The following is a 22,219-nucleotide window of genomic DNA, read 5'->3' on the forward strand; positions in this document are numbered from 1 at the left end:
CGGGCAGATGCCGGTTCCGATTCTCAAGCAGGGCACCTACCTGATCGCGTCGGTGCAGTCCGCGCTCACCGACGCCGACACCGAACGGCTGCAGGACGACCTGATGCGGCAGGTCAGCAAATACCGCGCCAACGGCATCATCGTCGACGTCACGGCGATCGACATCATGGATTCGTTCGCCGCACGCTCGCTGCGTACCATCGCGCACATGACGCAGCTGCGGGGGGCCGAGACGGTGATCGTCGGGCTGCAACCCGAGGTCGCGTTCGCCATGGTGCAGCTCGGGCTGACCTTCGAGGACATGCACACCGCGCTCGACCTCGAAGAGGGGCTCGCCTGGTTGAACGCGAAAACCTCCCGGCGCCAGCGAGACGGCCGTGACAGTGGCCGCTGAGAGCCACGTGATCCTGGTCAAGGTGTCGGGGGACATCGTGATCGCGCGTCAGGCCGGCCGTGAGCTCGCGGCCGAGCTCGGGTTCTCGCTCACCGACCGCACGATGATCTCCACCGCCATCTCCGAGATCGCCAGGAACATCACCAGTTACGCCGGCACCGGCGAGATCCGGCTGCTGGTGGACGAGCGCGAGGGCAGGCGCGCGCTCATCGTGCAGGCCGAGGACCAGGGGCCGGGCATCCGCGACATCACCCGCGCGCTGGAGGACGGCTACTCCACCGGCCGCGGGCTCGGGCTCGGGCTGCCCGGCGCGCGCCGGCTCATGGACCGGCTCACGGTCGACTCGAATCCCGGGCAGGGCACCCTCATCGAGATGTGGAAGTGGGTGCCGGAGAATGTTTGACCACGGTTTCGTCAACCGGGTCGAGTGGGCGGTCGCCGGGCGGGCCTACCCCGGCCACGATGCCTCCGGTGATCGCGGCGTCGTGCTGGACGCGGGCGGCGGCCGGGTGCTCTTCGGGGTGCTGGACGGGCTCGGGCACGGCAGCGGCGCCGCCGAGGCGGCGGATCGGGCGGCGCGGGTGCTCGCGGAGAACCGCTCCGAGCCGCTGGACGTGCTGCTGGTGCTGTGCCACCGGGCCATGGCCGACACCAGGGGCGCCGCGGTCTCGCTGGCCTCCTTCGGCGCCGACGAGACGGTGCACTGGCTCGGCGTCGGGAATGTGGAGTCGCGGGTGCTGACCGCGGGCCCGGCCGGGATCGCGGTGCGCGCCACCATGCTGCTCACCGCGGGGATCGTCGGCTACCGGCTGCCGCCGACGCTGCAGCCGCAGAGCATCCCGGTGCGCCCCGGCGACCTGCTGCTCATGTCCACCGACGGCATCCTCGCCGACTCCGACGGCGCCATCGACCTGGCCCGCTCCACCGCCGACATCACCGCCGCCATCCTGGACAGCTACGCCAAGGACACCGACGACGCCCTGGTGCTGGCGGCGCGGCACCGCGGCGCCACCGACCCGGTGGCATGACGATGGCGGACGGGGAGCACAGCGACGACGCCGGGGCGGTGCTCACCGCCTTCCTCGACGACTACGCGGCCGTGCTGCGGCGGCACCTCGCCGCGCCGGAGCAGGGCGGGCTCGGTGAGGGGTACGAGCTGGGCAGGCGGGCCCTGGTGGAGCGGATCAGCCTGCTCGACCTCACCGAGAACCACTACCGGGTGGCGCAGGCGGCGCAGCGCTCGCCGGACGCGCAGGACCAGCGGATCGCGGAGAACGCGCTGGAGTTCCTGCTGCAGACGCTGGCCGCGCTGGACATCGCCACCCGCGGCTACCTGGACGGCACCAAGCGCTACGAGCAGCAGCGCACCCGCGCCGACGACCTGGCCGGCCGCGACGCCTTCCGCACCGCGCTGGTGGAGTCGCTGCAGGACGGCTTCTTCGTGGCCGAGGCGGACGGCACCATCGTCGAGGTGAACTCGGCCTTCGGCGCGCTCACCGGCTACGGCCCCGGCGACGTGCCGTTCGCGCTGCCGCACCCGTGGTCGCCGCCGGACACCCCGCGCTACCCCGACCTCGGCACCGAATCGCTGCGCTGGGTGATGCCGGTGCAGCACCGGGACGGCCGCAAGGTCTGGCTCGCGGTGAGCACCAGTTCGCTGGTGAAGCCGGAGAACGACGAGCGCATCTTCGTCGGCACCATCCGCGATGTCACCGCCGAGCACGACGCGCAGGCCCGCGACCAGGCCGCCTCCCGGCTGGCGACCGCGGTGGGCGCGGCCACCAGCGTGGCCGAGGTGCTCGCCGTCGGGCTGGACGAGCTGCGCCGCACCGCGGGCGCGGCGGCCGCCGTGGTGGCCGTGTGGCCGACGCGGACCACGGAGCCGGAGATCTACACCTCCGGCCCGGACCGCCCGGACGAGGACGAGTTCGCCGAGGTCCCGGCGCGCGCGGTGCCGGACGGGCCGGACCGGGAGACCAGGGCGCTGCTGGAGCGGGCCAGGCGCCGCCCGCCGCGCTCGCTGCAGGTGCTGCCGGACGGCCTGGACAGCGCCGCGGGCATCGTGGCCCCGCTCGGCGAGACCGGGGACGCCGCGCTGCTGCTGCGCTTCGCCGCCCCGCGCGTGGTCGCCGCCGCCGACCGCACACTCTTCTCGCTGCTCATCGGGCATCTGAGCCTGGCGGTGCAGCGGGCCCGCAACTTCGACCAGGCTCGCGCCACCTCGCTCACGCTGCAGCGCGCCATGCTCGGCCCGATCGAGTTGCCGCCGCGCTTCTCGGTGCACTACGAGCCGGCGCTGCCGCCGCTGGAGATCGGCGGCGACTGGTACGACGTGGTGCCGCTGCGCGACGGCACCATCGGCGTCGTGGTCGGCGACTGCGTGGGCCGTGGCCTCTCCGCGGCCGTGGTCATGGGGCAGCTGCGCACCGCCGCGCGGGCGCTGCTGCTGCGCGGGGCCGGTCCGGCGCAGCTGCTGGCCGAGCTGGACACGGTGGCGGCGCGGATTCCGGGCGCCATGTGCACCACGGTCTGCGCGGCGGTGCTCGACCCGGTGCGCGGCGTGGTGCGGTACAGCAGCGCCGGGCACATGCCGCCGATCCTGGCCGATGTCGGTGAGGTCGGGCGGCTGCTGGAGGGCGGGCGCGCGGTGCCGCTGGCCACCTTCGACATGCCGCGCCGGCCGGAGGCGACCACCGCGCTGCCCCCCGGCGCGACGCTGGTGCTCTTCACCGACGGCCTGGTGGAGCGCAAGGGCGTCGATATCGACGACAGCTTCGCGCAGATCGCCGACGTGCTGGCCGGGACCCCGGGGCGGCTCCCGCGCGAGGTCGCGGACGCGGTGCTGAGCAGGCTGCGCCCGGCCGCCGGGTACGACGACGACGTCGCCATGGTGGTCTACCGGCAGCCGCCCGCTCCCCTGCTGCTCGACGTGCCCGCCGCCGCCGAGCAGCTCACCGTGCTGCGCCGCACGCTCAAGGCCTGGTTCGCCGCCGCCGCGGTGCCGCACGACCTCGCCGCCGACCTGGTCGCCGCCGCCAACGAGGCCTGCAGCAACAGCGTCGAGCACGCCTACCTGCACAAGCGCGCGGGCCGGGTGGTGCTGGCCGCCGAGTGCGACACCGAGACCGTGGTCATCGTGGTCCGCGACGACGGCGACTGGAAGCCGCGCGCCGCGGACCCCGGCTACCGCGGCCGCGGCATCGAGATGATGAAGGCGCTCACCGAGGACGTGGAGATCGAGCACACCGAGGCGGGTACCAGGGTGCGCATGTGGGTCACGCTGCCCGCCATCACCTTCCCCACCGCGAACCCGATCCGCAGCGCCGGTCAGCCCGCGTAGCGGGCGGCCAGCTTCGCGAGATCGTCCAGGACGCGCAGGGTCTCGTCCTCGGGCAGGGTTTCGAGTTTGAGCGTCGCGCGGACCGCGCCCGCCTCGGCGTAGGCGTCGAGCACCGCCGGGTCGGCCGGGGCCGGGGTGACCGCGATCGACAGCCCGCTCGCCCGGAAGGGCGCGAGCTGCTCGGCCACGGCCGCCGGGCTGCCGACGCCATTGGGAATCCAGCCGAACCCGAGCCGCCGCGCCCGCTGCGCCGCCGCCTCCGCACCGCCGATGAAGATCGGCGGGTGCGGCCGCTGCACCGGCTTCGGCCACGCCTGGAACGGCGCGAAGTCCAGGTGCTCGCCGTGGAACTCGACCGTCTCCTCGGTCCAGGTCCTCGTGATGACCGCGAGTTGCTCGTCGAGCAGCGCGCCCCTGGTGCGCGGATCGGTGCCGTGGTCGGCCATCTCCTCGCGGTTCCAGCCGACACCGACGCCGAAAACCACCCGGCCGCCGGAGATCCGGTCCAGCGTGGCGACCTCCTTGGCGGTGTGCAGCACATCGCGCTGGATCAGCAGCGTGACCCCGGTGCCGAGCACCAGCCGCTCGGTGACGGCCGCGATGGCGGCGAAGGCCACGAACGGGTCGAGCGTCCGGTAGTAGACCCGGGGCAGCTCACCCCCGGCCGGATAGGCCGTCTCCCGGCTGAGCGGGATGTGCGAATGCTCCGCGAGGAACAGCGATTCGAAGCCGCGCTCCTCGAGCGCCCGCCCCAGCTCCAGCGGGCCGATCCCCTCGTCGGTGAGGAAGGTGTTGATTCCGATCTTCATACCGATGCGGAACTGCGCTCCGCGCGGGGAAATTCCGTTTCGCGCGCGCTGCGCGAGACCCTTGCCCCGCTACCGGGTGCGGCCGTCCTCGCGGGCGACGGTGCGCTCACCGCTGCTGAACACCGGCAGCGGAACCGCGGTCTCGGGGGCCGTGCCGGTGGCGACTGCGGCCTCGGCGTGGCTGAAGAGCGGGGTCTGATCGATATTGCTCACGACGGACTCCTTCGGGCGGAACAGGGCGATCGGGCACAGCATTACCCAACCCGCCGACATTATTCTCCCCGAAAAGCCGACCCCGTGGTGACGAATTCGCCCGGCACGGGTGAACATCTCGCCCGCACCCGGGGTAGCGCGAGGGTAGCGGTCAGTAGTGCGATGCCCCGCCGTCGATCGAGAGCGGGATCGAGGTGATGTACTTCGATTCGTCGCTGACCAGGAAGAGCACCGCGTCGGCGATCTCCTCGGCGGTGGCCGCCCAGCGCGGCAGGAACGGGGTGCCCATATTGCCCAGCAGCGGGTTGGTCTCGCCCGCGGCGGCGATGGCGGCCTGCATATTGCCCGAGCCCATCGGCGTGTTCACCCCGCCCGGGTGCACCGAGTTGACCCGGATGTCGTGCTTGCCGAGCTCGGCGGCGAAGGCGCGGGCCATGCCGGTGACCGCGTGCTTGCTGGCGGTGTAGTGCACCATGAACGGCTGCATCTTGACCCCGGCGTAGGAGCTGATGAGCGCGATCGAGCCGCCCTGCCCGCCCGCGATGAGGTGCGGGGCGGTGACGGTGACGGTGTTCCACACGCCGATGACGTTGGTGTCGATGACGTCGCGGAACTCCTGCGGGCTGATGGCGTCCCAGGCGTTCGGGATGCAGATGCCGGCATTGGCGATCACGATGTCGAGCCTGCCCAGCTCGGCCACCCCGGCGTCGGTGGCGGCGCGCAGGGCGTCGATATCGCGGACGTCGGCGATGCTCGCGACGATCCGGCCGCCGGCCTTCTCCACCAGCCGCACGGTCTCGTCCAGGTCGTCGGGGGTGGGCGAGTCGTAGGGCACGCCGGGCAGCGGGCCGGCGAGGTCGACGGCGATGATGCCCGCGCCCTCCTCGGCGAGCCGCACCGCGTGCGCGCGGCCCTGTCCGCGGGCGGCGCCGGTGATCAGCGCGACCTTGCCTGCTATACGTCCGGTCATGGGGGTCCTCTCAGAGATGGATGAGCGTGGGGTCCGGGGCGAAGCCGCCGGGGGCGGTGACGGGGGCGGCGAGCATGCCCGCCGCGGCGTCGGTGAGGAAGCAGCCGAGCGCGGCCCAGTCCGGGGCGCGCTTCCCCGCCGCGACCTCGGCCTCGTAGGCGGCGCAGACCTCGAAGACCATGCGGGTGAGCACCCAGCCGCGGCCGTCGAGCACCTCCGGGTCGACGTGGCGCAGCTGTTCCCGCGTGGCGGCCATGATCGCGGCGGTGGCGGTGCGCCCGGCGACCGGGCGCTCCAGCAGCGCCGCGGTGGACGGGGTGGCGCGCACCTGGTTCACGAAGCGGGCACGCCAGCCCGGCGCGGGCCGGTCGGCGAGGCTGCGCACGGCGGGCAGGACCAGGCAGCGCAGCAGCTCCACCAGCGTCGGCTCCGGGCCGAGCGCGGCGAGCAGCTCGGCGCGCAGCGGCTCGGACTGCTCGGTGTAGCGGTCCAGCATGGCGGTGATCAGGCCGTCCCGGTCGCCGAAGTGGTAGGCGACCGCGGAGTGGTTGGCGTGGCCCGCGCGCTCGGCGATGCGCCGGTTGGAGACCTGGTCGATGCCGTCCCGGCCGTACAGCTCCTCGGCGGCGTCCATGAGCGCGCCCCGCGCCACCTCGCTGTGCCCGGCCATCTCGCTCCGATCCCTCGACCGCGAGATTAAGTCAGCTGGCGTAATTTGTCGACATCGCTCTGCGCGACCCGGCGGGATATTGTCATGGCGAGTGGCTATCAGCGACGGAAGGACCGACATGTACGGCTCACGCGACGCGGCGCTCTTCCTGGCCCGCCTGATCCTCGGCTTCATCTTCGTGATGCACGGCTGGCAGAAGCTGCACACGAACGGAATCTCGAACGTGGAGAAGGGCTTCGACGCCATGGGGATCCCCGCGCCCGGGATCGCCGCGCAGTACGCCACCTGGGTCGAGTTCCTCGGCGGCATCTTCCTGATCATCGGGCTGCTGCTGCCGATCGTCTCGCTGCTGCTCATCCTGGACATGCTCGGCGCCATCTACTACGCGCACTGGGACAGCGGCTTCTGGAACAGCGACGGCGGCTACGAGCTGCCGCTCGCCCTGATCGCCGGGCTGCTCGCGGTCGGGCTCTCGCACGCGGGCCGGGCCGCCGCCGACCACTACCTCACCCGGCGGCGCGGGGCGCGGGTCGACTGACCGGCGCGGTGGCCGCTCGCCGGGCGGCCACCGCCGGATCGCCCCACCAAGGGTGGGGATTCGCCACCCCTCGGAGGTGCGCACACACTCGCTGGGGTCATATCCGGATGGCCGCCGTGGGCGGAGTATTTGAGGTACCCCTCGTACGCTCGATCCGAAGGACCCCCTCATGCCTTCCTCCGCGCCCCGGCACCCCGCCGACAAGAACGCCGTCGTCGTCTCCGGCCCCGATACCGACCTGACCGCCGAAGAACTGCACCGCTGGTCCAACCGGCTGGCCCGGATGCTGCTCGGCATGGGCGCGACGGCGGGCGCGCCGATCGCCATCGCCATCGACTCCCCGGTCGAGGCCGCCGTGGCCGAGCGCGCGATCACCAAGGTGCGCGGGATCCCGCAGCCGATCGAGAACGGCGTGCTGCCCGCGGGCGCGGTGCTCGGGATCACGCATCGGGCGCGCCGGACCTCGCTCACCGACGAGGTGCGCTGGCTGATCCTGGACGAGCCCGCCACGCTGCGCCGCTACCTGGTCGGGTCGGATTCCACGATCACCGTGGCCGACCGCTCCGCCTGAACTCGATCGCCCGCCCGCGGTCGCGGGTAGAAGGACGTCTCCATGCAGCAGCTCACTCCCCCGGTGACCGGTGCCCCCGACGGCTCGTTCGAGCTCTCCGCGGCCCAGCTCGGGATCTGGTTCGCGCAGCACATCGCCGGCGCCACGCCCATCTCCATCGCGCAGTACGTCGAGCTGAGCGGCGCCGTCGACGTCGCCGAGCTGGAGCGCGCGGCGCAGCGGGCCGGCCGCGAGTTCGGCACCGGCTACCTGCGCATCGGGGAGGCCGACGGCAGGCCGTACCAGCTGGTCGACCCGACACTGGACGACAGCATGGAGCTGCTCGACCTGCGCGCCGAGCCGGACCCGGAGGCGGCGGCGCAGGCGTGGATGCGGGCCGAGTACCGGGCCCCGCTGGATCCCGCCGCCGACCGGCTGGTGCGGGTGGCGGTGCTGCGGATCGCGGAGGACCGCTGGTACTGGTACTCGCGCATCCACCACCTGGTGCTGGACGGCATGGGCGCGCTGGCCATGGTGCAGCGCACCGGCGAGCTCTACAACGCGGCGGTGGAGGGCGTCGAGCCGCCCGCCGCCAAGGCCGACGACCTGCGCAGCATCGTCGCGGCGGACCGCGCCTACCGGGAGTCCGGCCGCTTCGCCACCGACCGCGAGTACTGGCTGGAGCACCTGGCCGGGATGGCCGACCCGGTGAGCCTGGCCGGGCGGGTGGCCGCGGTGGACGGCCACCCCGCGCTGGTCTCCGGCGCGCTGCCGGAAAGCACCGCCGCGCTGCTGGATTCGGTGGCGGCGGCGGTGAACTCCGGGGTCGCCCCGACCGTGGTCGCCGCCTTCGGCGCCTACCTGGCCGCCATGACCGGCGCGCCGGAGGTGGTGCTCTCGCTGCCGGTCTCGGCGCGCACCACGGCGAGCCTGCGCCGCTCCGGCGGCATGATCGCCAATGTGGTGCCGCTGCGGCTCGCGGTGACGCCCGCGACCACGGTCGGCGATCTCGTCCGGGCCGCGCAGGGCGAGCTGACCGGTGCGCTGCGCCGCCAGCGCTACCGCCAGGAGGACATCTTCCGCGATCAGGGCCGCGCCATGGACGAGGCGGTCTCGTTCGGGCCGTCGGTGAACCTCATGATGGTGGACACCAGGATCCGGCTCGGCAGCGTCACCGGCAGGCTGCACGTGCTCACCTCCGGGCTCATCGACGACCTCTTCGTGAACCTCTACCCCGGCGTCGGCGGCGAGAGCACGCACATCGACTTCCAGGGCAATGCCAATCTCTACAGCGAGACCGAGCTGGCCGCGCAGCACCGCCGCTTCCTGCTCTTCCTGCACCGCTTCCTGGCCGCCGGGCCGGAGGCGCCGCTGGCCGTGCTCACCGTGCTCACCGACGCCGAGCGCGCCGAGCTGGCGCCGCGCCGCGGCGCCCCCGGCCCCGCCGTGCGGACCCTGCCCGAGATCATCGCCGCCGGAATCGATCTCGACCGGGACGCGGTCGCGCTCACCGGGGAGGGCACCACGCTCACCTACGCCGAGCTGGACGCGCGCACCGCGCGGCTGGCCCGCGAGCTCATCGCCCGCGGCGCCGGGCCGGAACGCGCGGTGGCGGTATCGATTCCGCGCTCCATCGAGTCCGTGCTCGCCACCCTGGCGGTGGCCCGTACCGGCGCCGCCTTCGTCCCGATCGACCCCACCTACCCGGCCGACCGGATCGAGCACATGCTCTCCGACAGCGGCGTGGTGACCGGCGTGACGATCGCCGCCGCGCTGCCGGGGCGGATCGAGTGGCTGGTGCTGGACGACCCGGCCACCGCGGCCCGGATCGCCGGGCACAGCGCCGAGCCGCCCGCCGTCCGGGTGCACCCGGACCAGGCCGCCTACGTCATCTACACCTCGGGCTCCACCGGGTTGCCGAAGGGCGTCGTTGTCACCCACCGCGGGCTGGCCGGGCTGGTCACCGGCTCCGGCGACGGCTTCGGCGTCACCGCGGACGCGGTCGTCGCGCACGCCGTCTCGCCGAGCTTCGACATCTCGGTGGAGGAGATCCTGGTGACGCTGGCGCGCGGCGCCACGCTCGCCGTCGTCCCGCCCGCGGCCTACGCGGGCGAGGAACTGGCCGCGGTGCTGCGCGGGAGCGGCGTGACGCACCTGAACGTCACCCCGACCGTGGCCGGCTCGCTCGACCCCGCCGCGCTGCCCGCGCTGCGCACCGTCGTGGTCGGCGGCGACGCCTGCCCGCCCGAGCTGGTGACCCGCTGGGCGGGCCGCACCCTGCTGAACGGCTACGGCCCCACCGAGACCACGGTCACCGCGACGCTCACCGGCCCGCTCGACCCGGATGCCCCGGTCACCATCGGCACCCCGCAGCCCGGGGTGGCCGCGGTGGTGCTCGACCCCTGGCTGCGCCCGGTGCCCGCGGGCACCACCGGCGAGCTGTACCTGGCCGGGCCGGGGCTGGCGCGCGGCTACCACCGGCGCACCGGGCTCACCGCGGCCCGCTTCGTGGCGAATCCGTACGCCGCGGGCGAGCGCATGTACCGCACCGGCGACCTGGTGCGCTGGACCGAGCGGCACGAGCTGGAGTACCTGGGCCGCGGCGACTTCCAGGTGAAGGTGCGCGGCTTCCGGATCGAGCTGGGCGAGATCGACGCCGCGCTGCACCGGCACCCGGAGGTCGAATTCGCGCTCACCGTCGGCGCCGAGACCCCCTCCGGCGCCACCGCGCTGGTCTCCTACGTGCTGCCGCGGCCGGGCACCGCGCCGCACCCGGAGGCGCTGAAGGTGGCCGCCGGGGAGACGCTGCCCGCGTACATGGTGCCGTCGGTGATGATGCTGCTGGAGAGCGTCCCGCTGACCCCGCTCGGCAAGGTGGACCGCAGGGCGCTGCCCGCCCCCGATTTCGGCGCCCGCGCGAGCACCGGCCGCGCGCCGTCCACGCCGCGCGAGGAGCTGCTGGCGCGGCTCTTCGCCGAGGTGCTCGGGCTGGAGTCGGTCGGGGTGGACGAGAGCTTCTTCGCGCTCGGCGGCGACAGCATCGTCTCCATCCAGCTGGTGTCGCGGGCCAAGGCGGCCGGGCTCGGCTTCGGCGCCCGCGACGTGTTCGAGCGCAAGACGGTGGCCGCGCTGGCCGCCGTCGCCACCGAGGTCGCCGCGGTCGCGGTGCGCGAACTGCCCGGCGGCGGCACCGGCCGGGTCGAGCCGACGCCGATCGTGCACGCCATGTTGGAGCAGGGCGAGCACTGGCGCCGCTTCGGCCAGGCCGTGCTCATCGGGCTGCCCGCGGGCACCGACCTGGCGCCCGCGCTGCAAACCCTGCTCGACCACCACGACCTGCTGCGCTCGGCGCTGCGGCGCGCCGACGATGGCTGGACCTGGGAGGTCGCCGCCCCCGGCAGCGTCGATGCCGCAGCGCTGATCGAGACCGTGCCCGCCGGGACCGATCCGGACGCCGCGCTGGACGCCGCCGCCGACCGGCTGGACCCGGAGCACGGCGTGGTCGTCCGGGTGGTGGTGATCGACGGGGACGAGCCGCTGGCCTGGCTGGTGCTGCACCACCTGGTCACCGACGGCGTCTCCTGGCGGATCCTGCTCCCCGACCTGGCCACCGCCGCGCTCGGCGGCGCGCTCGCCCCGGTCGGCACCTCGTTCCGGCGCTGGGCGCACGGCCAGCGCGAGCACGCCGCCACCCGGACCCCGGAGCTGCCGGTCTGGCAGCGCATCACCGGCACCGACGACCCGCCCATCGGCTCCGCGCCCTTCGACCCCGCGCTCGACGTGGTCGGCACCATGGCGCAGGAGCACACCGTGATCGCGCCGGAGCTGGCCGACGCCGCGCTCGGCGCCACCGCGGAGCGCTTCCACTGCGGCCCCGACGACGTGTTGCTCGCCGCGCTCGTGCTCGCCGTCGGGCGCTGGCGGGACCGCCGCACCGCCGTGTTCACCCTGGAGGGCCACGGCCGCGCCGAGTCGATCCTGCCCGGCGCCGACATCACCCGCACCGTCGGCTGGTTCACCACCGTGCACCCGGCCGCGCTCGACCTCACCGGCATCGACCCCGCCGACCCCGGCGCGGCGCTCAAGGCCGTCAAGGAGCAGCTGCGCGCGGTGCCGGAGAAGGGCATCGGCTACGGCATGCTGCGCTACCTGAACCCGGAGACCGCGCCCGCGCTCGCCGGGCACCCGGAGCCACAGATCAGCGTGAACTACCTGGGCCGGGCGGACACCGACGGCGGCGGCCCCTGGCTGCCGCGCCGCTTCGCCGCCACCCAGGACGACCGCGCGCCGCTGGCCGCCGTGCTCGACATCAACGCCGTGCGCACCGCGGCCGGGCTCGAGGTCACCTGGGCCTACGCCGCCCGGCTGCTCACCGCCGCCGAGGTCGCCGAGCTGGCGGGGCTGTGGGCCGAGGCGCTCGGCGCGCTCGCCGCGACCGGCTCCGGTGGCCGCACCCCGTCGGACTTCCCGCTGGTCACGACGGACCAGCCGCAGATCGAGGGCTGGGAGCGCGAGTACCGGGCGCTCACCGATGTCTGGCCGCTCTCGCCGCTGCAGTACGGGCTGCTGTTCCACGCCGTCTACGACACCGACACCGCCGACGGCTACACCGTGCAGTCGCTGCTCACCCTCGCCGGCACCGTCGACGCCGCCCGGCTGCGCACCGCGGCGCAGGCGCTCATCGACCGGCACGAGAACCTGCGGGTGGCCTTCGTGGAGACCGCCGACGGGCCGCGGCAGCTGGTGCTCGGCACCGCCGAGGTGGGCTGGCGCGAGCTCGACCTGCGGAGCGTCACCGACCCCGAGGCCAGGCAGCGCGAGCTGGACCGGATCGTCGCCGTCGACGCCCGCACCCGCTTCGAGCTGACCCGCCCGCCGCTGGTCCGCTTCACCCTGGTCCGGCTGCCGGGCGACACCTACCGGCTGATCCTCACCAACCACCACCTGGTGCTGGACGGCTGGTCCACCCCGCTGCTCGTCCGCGAGCTGCTCACGCTCTACGTCACCGCGGGCGACGCCGCCGCGCTTCCGCCCGCGCACTCCTACCGCGAGTTCCTGACCTGGCTGGCCGAGCGCGACGACGCCGCCTCGCTCGCCGCCTGGACCGAGTCGCTGGCCGGTATCGACACCCCCACCCGGGCGCTGCCCAGCCTCGCCGGCATCGAGTCCGCCGAGACCGGCGCCGTCACCCTGGCGCTGCCGCGGGCGACCGTGGCGCGCTGGGAGCGCGCGGCCCGCGGCTCCGGCGCCACGGTGAACACCCTGGTGCAGGCGGGCTGGGCGCTGCTGCTCGCCATGCTGACCGGCCGCACCGACGTGGTCTTCGGCGGCACCGTCTCCGGGCGGCCGCCGGAGCTGGCCGGGGTCGAGGAGATGATCGGGCTCTTCATCAACACGCTGCCGGTGCGGATCCGGCTGGACCCGGCGGAGAGCGCGGCCGCGCTGCTGACCCGGGTGCAGGCCGAGCAGGCGCGGCTGCTGGACCACCAGCACATCGGGCTGGCCGCGATCCATCAGGCCGTCGGGCTGGCGGAGCTCTTCGACACCCTCACGGTCTTCGAGTCCTACCCCATCGACCGGGCGGCGCTCTCCCAGGCGCTGGATATCGCCGGGATGCGGGTGCTCGACGTCGAGGGCACCGACGCCACCCCGTACCCGCTCAACCTCATGGTGATCCCGCAGCGCGGCGACGACGGCGACACCCTGGAGGTCACGCTCAAATACCTCACCGGGCACCTCGCCGCCGACGCCGCGCGGCCGTTGCTGGAGCGCTTCGTCCGGCTCACCGACCAGCTCGCCACCCGCCCGGAGGCCCCGCTCGCGCACCTGCGCACCTGCGACGACGCCGAGCTCGCCGCGCTGGCCCCGGTCCGCGGCCCCGATGCGGTGCCGGTGCGCACCCTGCCCGAGCTGCTCACCGCGGGCGCCGCGCTCGACCCGGACGCCGTCGCGGTGCGCGCGGGCGACCTGAGCATGACCTACCGCGAGCTCGACACCTGGTCCAACCGGTTCGCGCGGATGCTGCTGCGCCGCGGCATCGGCCGCGAGGTCTTCGTGATCCTGGCGCTGACCCGCTCGCTGGAGTCGGTGGTCGCGGTCTGGGCACTGGCCAAGACCGGCGCGGCCTTCGCCCCGCTGGACCCGAACCACCCGGTGGAGCGGATCGAGCACATGCTCGCCGATTCCAGGGCCCCGATCGGCGTCACCGTCACCGCGACCGGCGAGACGCTGCCCGGCACCATCGACTGGCTGCTGCTGGACGACCTGAACACCATCCGCCGGGTCATGACGGTCTCCGCCGCCCCGATCACCGACGCCGAGCGCGGCGGCCCGATCTTCCCGGACCAGACCGCCTACCTCATCTACACCTCCGGCTCCACCGGCAAGCCGAAGGCGGTGCTGCTCAGCCACCGCGGCATTGCGAACCTCATCGAGCACCAGCGGGACACCCTCGGGGTCGGCCCCGACGTCCGTGCGCTGCAGGTGGCCTCGCCCAGCTTCGACGCCTCGGTGTACGAGCTGCTCACCGCGCACGCCTCCGGCGGACGGCTGGTGGTCGCGCCGCCGGAGGTCTACGGCGGCGCCGCGCTGGCCGAGCTGCTCCGCACCGAGCGGGTGACGCACGCGGTGATCACCCCGTCCGCGCTGGCCACCATGGAGCCGGCCGGGCTGGACGAGCTGCGGCTGCTCGCGGTGGCCGGTGAGGCCGCGACCCCCGAGCTGCTGGAGCGCTGGGCGCCGGGCAGGCGCATGGTGAACGAGTACGGCCCCACCGAGTTCAGCATCTGGGCCACCGGCCCGGCCGAGCTGGTCGCGGGCGAGCGCATCACCATCGGCGGGCCGATCCGCGGCGCCGCGGCGGTAGTGCTGGACGGCTGGCTGCGCCCGGTGCCGGTCGGCGTGCCCGGCGAGCTGTACCTGGCCGGGCCCGCGCTGGCCCGCGGCTACTTCAACCGCTTCGGCATGACCGCGGCGCGGTTCGTGGCCGACCCGTACGGCACGCCCGGCAGCCGCATGTACCGCACCGGCGACATGGTGCGCTGGACCGCGCGGCACGAGCTGGAGTACCTGGGCCGCAGCGACTTCCAGGTGAAGATCCGCGGGCTGCGGATCGAGCTGGGCGAGATCGACGCGGTGCTCTCCCGCGACGAGCAGGTGGAGTACGCGGTCACCATCGGCCGCTCCGGCCCCGCGGGGGCGACCGTGCTGGTGTCGTACGTGCTGCCCGCCGCGGATACCGCGCTCGATGTCGAGCTGCTGCGCGAGCGGGTGGCTGCGGTGCTGCCGGGGTACATGGTGCCCGCACACGTGGTGGTGCTGGACTCGATCCCGCTCACCCCGGTCGGCAAGCTGGACCGGGCCGCGCTGCCCATCCCGGACTTCACCGGCGCCACCCGCCCGTACCTGGCCCCGCGCACCCCGGTCGAGGAGGCGGTCGCCGCCGTCTTCGCCGAGGTGCTGGCGGCCGAGCGGGTCAGCGCCGACCAGTCCTTCTTCGAGCTGGGCGGCAACTCGCTGAGCGCCACCAAGGTGGTGGCGCGGGTGAACGCGGCGCTCGGCGCCCGGATCGCGCTGCGCGACCTCTTCGACGCCCCGACCGTCGCGCAGCTCGCGGCGCGGGTGGTGCCCGCCGTCGAGCCGGGCGGCGGGGTCGCGCTCGCCGCCCGGGTGCGGCCGGACCGCATCCCGCTCTCCCCCGCGCAGCAGCGCATGTGGGTGCTGAACCGGATGGATCCGGGCTCGCCCGGCTACAACATCGCGGTGGCGCTGCGGCTCACCGGCGCGCTGGACGTCGCCGCGCTGCGCGCCGCCTTCGGCGCCCTGGTGGCCAGGCACGAGAGCCTGCGCACCGTCTACCCGGCGGATGCCGAGGGCGCCCGCCAGGTGGTGCTCGACGCCGCCGACGCGATCCCGGAGGTCGCGCTGCGCGACGTGGCGCCCGGCGCGCTGCGCGCCGAGCTCACCGCCGCGGCGGCCGTCGGCTTCGACCTGGCCGACCAGACCCCGCTGCGCGCCACCGTCTTCCGGCTCGATCCGGAGACACACGTGGTGCTGCTCGTCGTGCACCACATCAGCGCCGACGGCGCCTCCATGGCCCCGCTCGCCACCGACCTGGTCACCGCCTACGCCGGGGGCGCCGCGGCGCCGCTGCCGGTGCAGTACGCCGACTTCGCGCTCTGGCACCGCGAGCTGCTCGGCGCCGAGTCCGACCCGGAGTCGCTGGCGGCCGGGCAGCTCCGGTTCTGGACCGAAACGCTCACCGGCGCCCCCGATGTCCTCGAGCTGCCCGCCGACCGCCCGCGCCCCGCGGTGCAGTCGCTGCGCAGCGCCGACCTGGACTTCACCCTCGACCCGGCGCTGGCCACCGCGCTCCGCGAGCTGGCGACCGCGCACGGCGCGAGCCTGTTCATGGTCGCGCACGCCGCGCTCGCGGTGCTCACCGCGCGGCTGAGCGGCACCGGCGACATCGTGATCGGCACCCCGGTCGCGGGCCGCGGCGACCGCGCCCTGGACGACCTGGTCGGCATGTTCGTGAACACCCTCGCCCTGCGCACCCCCGTCGACCCGGCCGCCACCTTCGGCGAGTTCCTCGGCACCGTGCGCGGCGTCGACCTGGATGCCTTCGCGCACGCCGACGTGCCGTTCGAGCGGCTGGTGCAGGTGCTCGACCCGGCCCGCTCCACCGCGCACCACCCGCTCTTCCAGGTGACGCTGAGCCTGCAGAACTACGTGGCGCCGGTGCTGGAGCTGCCCGGGCTCCGCGTCGAGGTGGCGGATTTCGACCGCGGCTCCTCGCAGTTCGACCTCACCGTCGACCTGCGCGAACACGCGGACGGGCTGACCGGCGTGCTCACCTACGCCACCGACCTCTTCGACGAGCCGACGGCGCGTACCCTGATCCGCCGCTGGCAGCGCATCCTGACCGCGGTCACCGCCGCGCCTGATACTCGCATCGGCGATATCGACCTGCTCGACGCGGCCGAGCGCGCCGAACTGGCCGAGGTCAGCGGCCCCGAAACCGTCGGGACGACAACGCTGCCCGCCATCCTCACCGGCACCGCCGCCCGCTTCCCGGACCGCCCGGCGGTGATCGCCGACGGCGCCACGCTCACCTACCGCGAGCTGGCCGAGCGCGGCACCCGGCTGGCCCGGCAGCTGCGCGGCGCCGGCACCGGCTCGGTGGTGGCGCTCGGCCTCCCGCGCGGCGCCGCGCTGCTCACCGGGGTGTGGGCGGCCGCGCTGGCGGGCGCCGCCTTCCTGCCGGTGGATCCCAGGCACCCGGCCGAGCGGATCGCGCACATGCTCACCGACTCCGGCGCCCGCACCGGCATCACCCTGGCCGCGTACCGGGATCAGCTGCCCGACACCGTCGACTGGCTGGTCCTGGACGATCTCGGCGAGCGCCCCGAGGCCGCGCTGCCCGCCGTGCACCCCGACGACGCCGCCTGGCTCATCTACACCTCCGGCTCCACCGGCACCCCCAAGGGCGTCGCGGTCGGGCACCGCGGCCTCGCCGACCTGGTCGCGGCCCAGCGCGAGCTGCTCACCCTGGACGAGACCTCGCGGGTTCTGCAGGTGGCCTCGCCGAGCTTCGACGCCTCGATCTTCGAGGCGCTCATGGCCTTCGGCCACGGCGGCGCCGCGGTGGTGTCGCCGCCGGAGGTGTTCGGCGGCGCCGCGCTGGCCGAGCTGATCGCCGCCGAGGAGGTGAGCCATATGGTGATCACGCCGTCGGCCCTGGCCACGCTCGACCCGGCCGCCGTGCCGGGGGTGCGGGTGCTCGCCGTCGCCGGTGAGGCCGTCGGCCCGGAGCTGGTGGCGCGCTGGGCGACCGGGCGCGACCTGGTGAACCTGTACGGCCCGACCGAGAGCACCATCTGGGCGACGGCCTCCGCGCTGCTCGCCACGGGCGAGCCGGTGACCATCGGCGCCCCGATCCGCGGCGCCGCGGTGCTGGTGCTGGACGACCGGCTGCGGCCGGTGCCGGTCGGCGTCGCGGGCGAGCTGTACCTGGCGGGCCCGGCGCTGGCCCGCGGCTACCACGGCCGCCCCGGCCTCACCGCCGCCCGCTTCGTGGCGCACCCCTTCGCGCCGGGGCAGCGCGCGTACCGCACCGGCGACCTGGTGCGCTGGGCCGGGGCAGGCACCGAGCTGCGGCTGGAGTACCTCGGCCGCACCGACTTCCAGGTCAAGGTGCGCGGCCAGCGCATCGAGCTGGGCGAGATCGACGCCGTGCTGGGCCGCCTCGACGGGGTGCGCCAGGCGGTGACGCTCGGCGTGCCCGGCCCCGGCGGCACCGCGCTCGCCGCCTACCTGGTGCGCTCCCCCGGCGCCGAGCTCGACCCGGCACGGGTGCGCGCCGCCGCGGCGGAGACGCTGCCCGGCTACATGGTGCCCGCGGCCTTCGTCGTGCTGGACGAGCTGCCGCTCACCACCGTCGGCAAGCTGGACCGGAACGCGCTGCCCGCGCCGGAGTTCACCGTCGAGCGCGCCGGCTACCGGGAGCCGTCGACGCCGACCGAGAAGATCCTGGCCGAGGTCTTCACCGAGCTGCTCGGGCTGGACCGGGCCGGGGCCGACGACTCCTTCTTCGCGCTCGGCGGCGACAGCATCCTCGCCATCCAGCTGGTCTCCCTGGCCAAGCAGCACGGCGTCACCTGCACGCCGCTGCAGGTCTTCGAGCACCGCACGGTGGCCGCGCTGGCCGCCGCCGCGGACGCGAGCGGCCCGGCGGTGGTGCTCGAGGAGCTGCCCGGCGGCGGGGTCGGCGAGTTCCCGCTGCCGCCGATCGGCCACTACATGCTCGAACGCGGCGGCGACCACCGCCGCTTCGCGCAGACGGCCGTGCTGGACCTGCCCGCCGGCATCGACCGGGCCGGCATCGTGGCCACGCTCGCCGCGGCCATCGACCGGCACGACATGCTGCGCGCCCGGCTGGTCACGCACGGCGAGCCGCGGGTGCTGGTCGCCGAGCCCGGCTCGGTGCCGGTGGACGCCCTGCTGCACCGGGTGCGGTACGCCACCACCGACCCCGTCGAGCTGCGCGAGCACGCCGCGAGCGAGCTGGACGCGGCGCTGGACCGCCTCGACCCGGCCGGCGGCACCGTGCTGCAGTTCGTCTGGCTGGACCCGGAGTCCGGCCCCGGCCGGTTGCTGGTCGTCGCGCACCACCTGGTGATCGACGGCGTCTCCTGGCGCATCCTGATCCCGGACCTGATCGGCGCCTGGGCGCAGGTCTCGGCGGGCGCCACCCCGGTGCTCGCCGCGACCGGCACCTCGATGCGGCGCTGGGCCACCGCGCTCACCGAGGAGGCGCACAGCGCACACCGCACCGCCGAGCTGGCGCACTGGCAGGCGGTCACCGCCACCCCGGACCCGCCACTCGCCAGCCGCCCGCTCGACCCGGCCGTCGACACCACCCGCACCCTGCGGCTGCTCGACCGCGCGGCCTCCGCCGAGGTCACCGCCGCGCTGCTGACCACGCTGCCCGGCATCTTCGGCGGCGGCGTGGAGGACGCGCTGCTCGCCACCCTGGCGCTCGCCCTGCTGCGGCTGCGCGGCGGGGACGACCCGGTGCTGCTCCGGCTGGAGGGGCACGGCAGGCAGGAGGAGGTGATCCCCGGCGCCGACCTCTCCCGCACCATCGGCTGGTTCACCAGCCTCTACCCGGCCCGGCTCGACCTCGCCGGCATCGACCTCGCCGACGCGCTCGCCGGCGGCCCCGCCATGGGCGCCGCCATCCGCGCCACCGCGGAGCAGCTGCGCGAAATCCCGGACAAGGGAATCGGTTTCGGGCTGCTGCGCTACCTGAACCCCGACACCGCCGCCCAGCTCCCGGCCGGGCTGCCCGGCCAGGTCAGCGTGAACTACCTGGGCCGCTACGCCGCCGCCGACATCCCCGCCGGGCTGGACGGGCTCGGCTGGCTGCCCACCGACGCGCTCGGCGAGCTGCCCGCCGCCGAGCACCCCGACGTGCCGCTGCAGTCGGTGATCGACATCAATGCCCTGGTCGTGCGCGACCGGCTGCAGATCACCGTCGGCTACCCCGGCGAGCTGCTGGACGAGCCCTTCGTCGCCCGGCTGGCCGAGCTCTGGCTGGAGACCCTGGCCGCGGCCACCCGCTTCGCCGGCTCCGACGCCGCCCGCGCCTTCACCGCGACCGAGCCGGCCCCGGCCGCCGGTTCCGGGCTCGGCCTGGACGTGGTGCTCCCCATCCGGACCGACGGCGCGGAGCCCGCGCTCTTCTGCGTGCACCCCTCCTCCGGCATGGCCTGGAGCTACCTCGGCCTGGCCGACCTGCTGGCGCCGGGCCGCCCGATCTACGGGCTGCAGGCGCCGGACCTGAGCGGGCGCGAGCCGTCGGTGCGCTCGATCCCCGAGTTCGCCGAGCGCTACGCCCGCGAGATCCGCGCGCTGCAACCCGATGGGCCCTACCACCTGACCGGCTGGTCCTTCGGCGGGCTCATCGCGCACGCCACCGCGGTCGAGCTGCGGCGGCAGGGCGCCGAGGTGGGCGTGGTCGCGCTGCTCGACGCCGACACCGCCGATATCGACGGCGACGCCATCGAGCCGCTCACCGCGGGGTCGTTCGTGAACGCCTTCGGCGCGGTCTTCGGCATCGACGACGTCCCGGCCGACGCCACCGCGCAGCAGGCCGCCGACCGCATCCGGGACCGGCTCGGCGTCGCCCTGATCGATGCCGCGACCCTGGAGCGGATGGCGGGCTCCTACAACGCCTCCGCCCGCACCAGGACCGGTTACCGGCGCCCGGTCTACGACGGCGACATCGTCTACGTCGCCGCCACCGTGGACAGCTCGGAGATCTTCGGCGCCGAGAACTGGCGGCCCTACGTCACCGGCGCCATCACCAACCACGACGTCGCGGTCACCCACGACGAACTCACCGCACCGCACGCGCTGCCGCTCGTGGCGCGCGTGCTCGATCACCACCTGGGAGGCCAGCGATGACCCACGGCGTCGTCGTCACCGGAATCGAGAAGTCGTTCGGTTCCGTGCAAGCACTGCGCGGCATCGACTTCCATGCCGAGCCCGGCGAGGTGCTCGGCATCCTCGGGCCGAACGGCGCGGGCAAGACCACCACCGTGAACATCCTCTCCACGCTGGTCTCCCCTGACCGCGGCCGGGCGCTGGTCGCCGGGCACGACGTGGTCGCCGACCCGGCCGCGGTGCGCCGCTCGATCATGCTCACCGGCCAGTACGCCGCGCTCGACGACATGCTCAGCGGGCACCAGAACCTGGTCATGTTCGGGCGGCTCATGGGGCTGCGCAAGCGCGAGGCGCGGCTGCGCGCGGACGAGCTGATCGGCGAGTTCGGGCTGGAGCGCGCCGCCGGGCGACCGGTCGGCACCTACTCCGGCGGCATGCGCAGGCGCATCGACATCGCCTGCGGGCTGGTGGTGCGGCCGGAGGTGGTGTTCCTGGACGAGCCGACCACCGGGCTCGACCCGCGCAGCAGGCAGGGGGTGTGGGACCTGGTCTCCGGCTTCAAGAAGGCCGGGATCACCACCCTGCTCACCACCCAGTACCTGGAGGAGGCGGATGCGCTCAGCGACCGCATCATCGTCATCGACCAGGGCCGGGTGATCGCCGAGGGCACCGCCGACGAGCTCAAGTCGCGCACCGGCGGCAGCTACTGCGAGATCGTCCCGCTCAGCACCGCGCACCTGCCCGCGGTCGCCCGCGCGCTCGGCTCGCTGCTGCCCGAGGACCGGCACCCCGGGCCGGACGCCGACCGGATCGCCATCCCGGCCCCGGACGGCGCCAAGACGCTGGCCGAGGCGTTGCGCCGGCTGGACGGCGCCGGGGTCGAGCTGGTCGACATCGCGCTCCGCCGCCCCTCGCTCGACGATGTCTTCCTGCAGCTCACCGGCCACCTCGCCACCTCCATCGAGGTGACCGCGTGACCGCCTGGCTGGCCACCGCGGGCGCGGCGCCGCGGCGGGCGCAGCAGTGGTGGGTGCTGACCGCCCGGCTGGTCACCCCGGCGCTGCGCTCCGGCGAGGTGATCACCTCGGTGCTGGCCCCGGTCACCTTCACCGCCAGCTTCTACATCCCGCTGAAGACCATCATGACCTTCGCCGGCACCGGTTTCAGCAGCTACGCGCAGTACATGATGCCGCTGGTGATCCTGCAGGCGGCGGCGTTCACCGCGGTCTCGGCGGCCTTCCGGGCCGCCACCGACGCCGTCTCCGGGCTGAACCGGCGCTGGGGCTCGATGCCGGTCGGGCCGCTGGTGCCCGCCGCGGCGCGCATGTCCGGCAATGTGTTCCGGCTGGTGGTCGCGCTGCTCACCGCGCTGGTCTGCGGGCACGTGATCGGGTTCCGGTTCTACAACACCCCGGCCGACACCGCGGGCTTCCTGCTGTTCTCGCTGCTCATCGGGGTGGCGCTGTGCCTGGGCGCGGATGTCATCGGCACCGCGTCGCGCAGCCCGGAGGCGACCGCGCAGGCGCTGGTGCTGCCCCCGCTCATCTTCGGCATGCTCTCCACCGGGCTGGCCCCGGCCGAGCAGTTCCCCGGCTGGGTGCAGCCCTTCGTGCGCAACCAGCCGGTCTCGCAGTGGGCGGCCGGGCTGCGCGCGCTCGCCGGTGATTCGCTGCCGAACGCGGGCACCGTCTCCTGGTCGCTGCTGGCGCCGCCGCTGGCCTGGGCGCTCGGCATCGTCGCGCTCTGTATCCCCCTTTCCGTCCGGCTGAGCCGCAGGAGGGCCTGAT

13 protein-coding genes are annotated in these 22,219 nt (G+C 74.5%); 9 read left to right on the forward strand and 4 right to left on the reverse strand.

What is annotated here, in order from left to right; translation table 11 throughout:
- Positions 1-7 precede the first annotated feature (7 nt).
- Genes AB0H71_RS21400 through AB0H71_RS21415 form a run of 4 tightly spaced genes read left to right on the forward strand, consistent with a single transcriptional unit; the run spans position 8 to position 3,734 of the window.
- Complete coding sequence (locus AB0H71_RS21400; RefSeq protein WP_357023549.1) at positions 8-394, forward strand: STAS domain-containing protein; 387 nt, start codon at positions 8-10, stop codon at positions 392-394.
- A complete protein-coding gene (locus AB0H71_RS21405; RefSeq protein WP_084505862.1) occupies positions 384-797 on the forward strand; it encodes an ATP-binding protein in 414 nt (137 codons plus the stop codon). The genes AB0H71_RS21400 and AB0H71_RS21405 overlap by 11 nt, the downstream gene beginning before the upstream one ends.
- Positions 790-1,422, forward strand: coding sequence for a SpoIIE family protein phosphatase (locus tag AB0H71_RS21410; protein ID WP_357023552.1), 633 nt, complete (start codon positions 790-792; stop codon positions 1,420-1,422). Before AB0H71_RS21405 ends, AB0H71_RS21410 begins: the two co-directional genes overlap by 8 nt.
- The gene (locus AB0H71_RS21415) at positions 1,419-3,734 is read left to right on the forward strand and encodes a SpoIIE family protein phosphatase (protein ID WP_357023555.1); all 2,316 of its coding nucleotides are present in this window, start codon (positions 1,419-1,421) and stop codon (positions 3,732-3,734) included. The genes AB0H71_RS21410 and AB0H71_RS21415 overlap by 4 nt, the downstream gene beginning before the upstream one ends.
- Here the strand turns inward: AB0H71_RS21415 and AB0H71_RS21420 are convergent.
- The 4 genes from AB0H71_RS21420 to AB0H71_RS21435 form a co-directional block, all read right to left on the reverse strand.
- Entirely contained in the window at positions 3,722-4,543 is an 822-nt protein-coding gene (locus AB0H71_RS21420) for a TIGR03619 family F420-dependent LLM class oxidoreductase (protein WP_357023558.1), read from the reverse strand. The genes AB0H71_RS21415 and AB0H71_RS21420 overlap by 13 nt on opposite strands.
- Before the next feature lie 69 nt (positions 4,544-4,612).
- Positions 4,613-4,756 carry a hypothetical protein gene (locus tag AB0H71_RS21425; RefSeq protein ID WP_357023560.1) on the reverse strand — a complete coding sequence of 48 codons (144 nt, stop codon included), beginning with the start codon at positions 4,754-4,756 and terminating at the stop codon, positions 4,613-4,615.
- A 151-nt stretch (positions 4,757-4,907) separates the two neighbouring features.
- A complete protein-coding gene (locus AB0H71_RS21430) occupies positions 4,908-5,726 on the reverse strand; it encodes a mycofactocin-coupled SDR family oxidoreductase (RefSeq protein ID WP_357023562.1) in 819 nt (272 codons plus the stop codon).
- A 10-nt stretch (positions 5,727-5,736) separates the two neighbouring features.
- Complete coding sequence (locus tag AB0H71_RS21435; protein WP_357023565.1) at positions 5,737-6,396, reverse strand: TetR family transcriptional regulator; 660 nt, start codon at positions 6,394-6,396, stop codon at positions 5,737-5,739.
- Between the two features lie 118 nt (positions 6,397-6,514).
- Between AB0H71_RS21435 and AB0H71_RS21440 the strand changes: the two genes are divergently transcribed.
- The 5 genes from AB0H71_RS21440 to AB0H71_RS21460 all read left to right on the forward strand — a co-directional run bounded on the left by AB0H71_RS21440 (position 6,515) and on the right by AB0H71_RS21460 (position 22,218).
- Entirely contained in the window at positions 6,515-6,934 is a 420-nt protein-coding gene (locus AB0H71_RS21440; RefSeq protein ID WP_357024505.1) for a DoxX family protein, read from the forward strand.
- A 169-nt stretch (positions 6,935-7,103) separates the two neighbouring features.
- Positions 7,104-7,505: an AMP-binding protein gene (locus tag AB0H71_RS21445; protein WP_357023568.1), complete on the forward strand. Its 402-nt coding sequence runs from the start codon at positions 7,104-7,106 to the stop codon at positions 7,503-7,505.
- Between the two features lie 42 nt (positions 7,506-7,547).
- The gene (locus tag AB0H71_RS21450; RefSeq protein WP_357023571.1) at positions 7,548-20,453 is read left to right on the forward strand and encodes an amino acid adenylation domain-containing protein; all 12,906 of its coding nucleotides are present in this window, start codon (positions 7,548-7,550) and stop codon (positions 20,451-20,453) included.
- A complete protein-coding gene (locus tag AB0H71_RS21455; protein ID WP_357023573.1) occupies positions 20,450-21,409 on the forward strand; it encodes an ATP-binding cassette domain-containing protein in 960 nt (319 codons plus the stop codon). The genes AB0H71_RS21450 and AB0H71_RS21455 overlap by 4 nt, the downstream gene beginning before the upstream one ends.
- The gene (locus AB0H71_RS21460) at positions 21,406-22,218 is read left to right on the forward strand and encodes an ABC transporter permease (protein WP_357023576.1); all 813 of its coding nucleotides are present in this window, start codon (positions 21,406-21,408) and stop codon (positions 22,216-22,218) included. Before AB0H71_RS21455 ends, AB0H71_RS21460 begins: the two co-directional genes overlap by 4 nt.
- The last annotated feature ends 1 nt before the right edge of the window (position 22,219 follow it).

It is taken from the genome of Nocardia sp. NPDC050697 (assembly GCF_040654395.1).
Classification (GTDB): Bacteria; Actinomycetota; Actinomycetes; order Mycobacteriales; family Mycobacteriaceae; genus Nocardia.

Bases quoted from the DNA above. Each gene is read 5' to 3' on its own strand.
- AB0H71_RS21400 (WP_357023549.1), top strand. From the start codon at position 8: ATGCCGGTTCCGATTCTCAAGCAGGGCACCTACCTGATCGCGTCGGTG.
- AB0H71_RS21410 (WP_357023552.1), top strand. From the start codon at position 790: ATGTTTGACCACGGTTTCGTCAACCGGGTCGAGTGGGCGGTCGCCGGG.
- AB0H71_RS21415 (WP_357023555.1), top strand. From the start codon at position 1,419: ATGACGATGGCGGACGGGGAGCACAGCGACGACGCCGGGGCGGTGCTC.
- AB0H71_RS21420 (WP_357023558.1), bottom strand. From the start codon at position 4,543: ATGAAGATCGGAATCAACACCTTCCTCACCGACGAGGGGATCGGCCCG.
- AB0H71_RS21430 (WP_357023562.1), bottom strand. From the start codon at position 5,726: ATGACCGGACGTATAGCAGGCAAGGTCGCGCTGATCACCGGCGCCGCC.
- AB0H71_RS21435 (WP_357023565.1), bottom strand. From the start codon at position 6,396: ATGGCCGGGCACAGCGAGGTGGCGCGGGGCGCGCTCATGGACGCCGCC.
- AB0H71_RS21440 (WP_357024505.1), top strand. From the start codon at position 6,515: ATGTACGGCTCACGCGACGCGGCGCTCTTCCTGGCCCGCCTGATCCTC.
- AB0H71_RS21445 (WP_357023568.1), top strand. From the start codon at position 7,104: ATGCCTTCCTCCGCGCCCCGGCACCCCGCCGACAAGAACGCCGTCGTC.
- AB0H71_RS21450 (WP_357023571.1), top strand. From the start codon at position 7,548: ATGCAGCAGCTCACTCCCCCGGTGACCGGTGCCCCCGACGGCTCGTTC.
- AB0H71_RS21455 (WP_357023573.1), top strand. From the start codon at position 20,450: ATGACCCACGGCGTCGTCGTCACCGGAATCGAGAAGTCGTTCGGTTCC.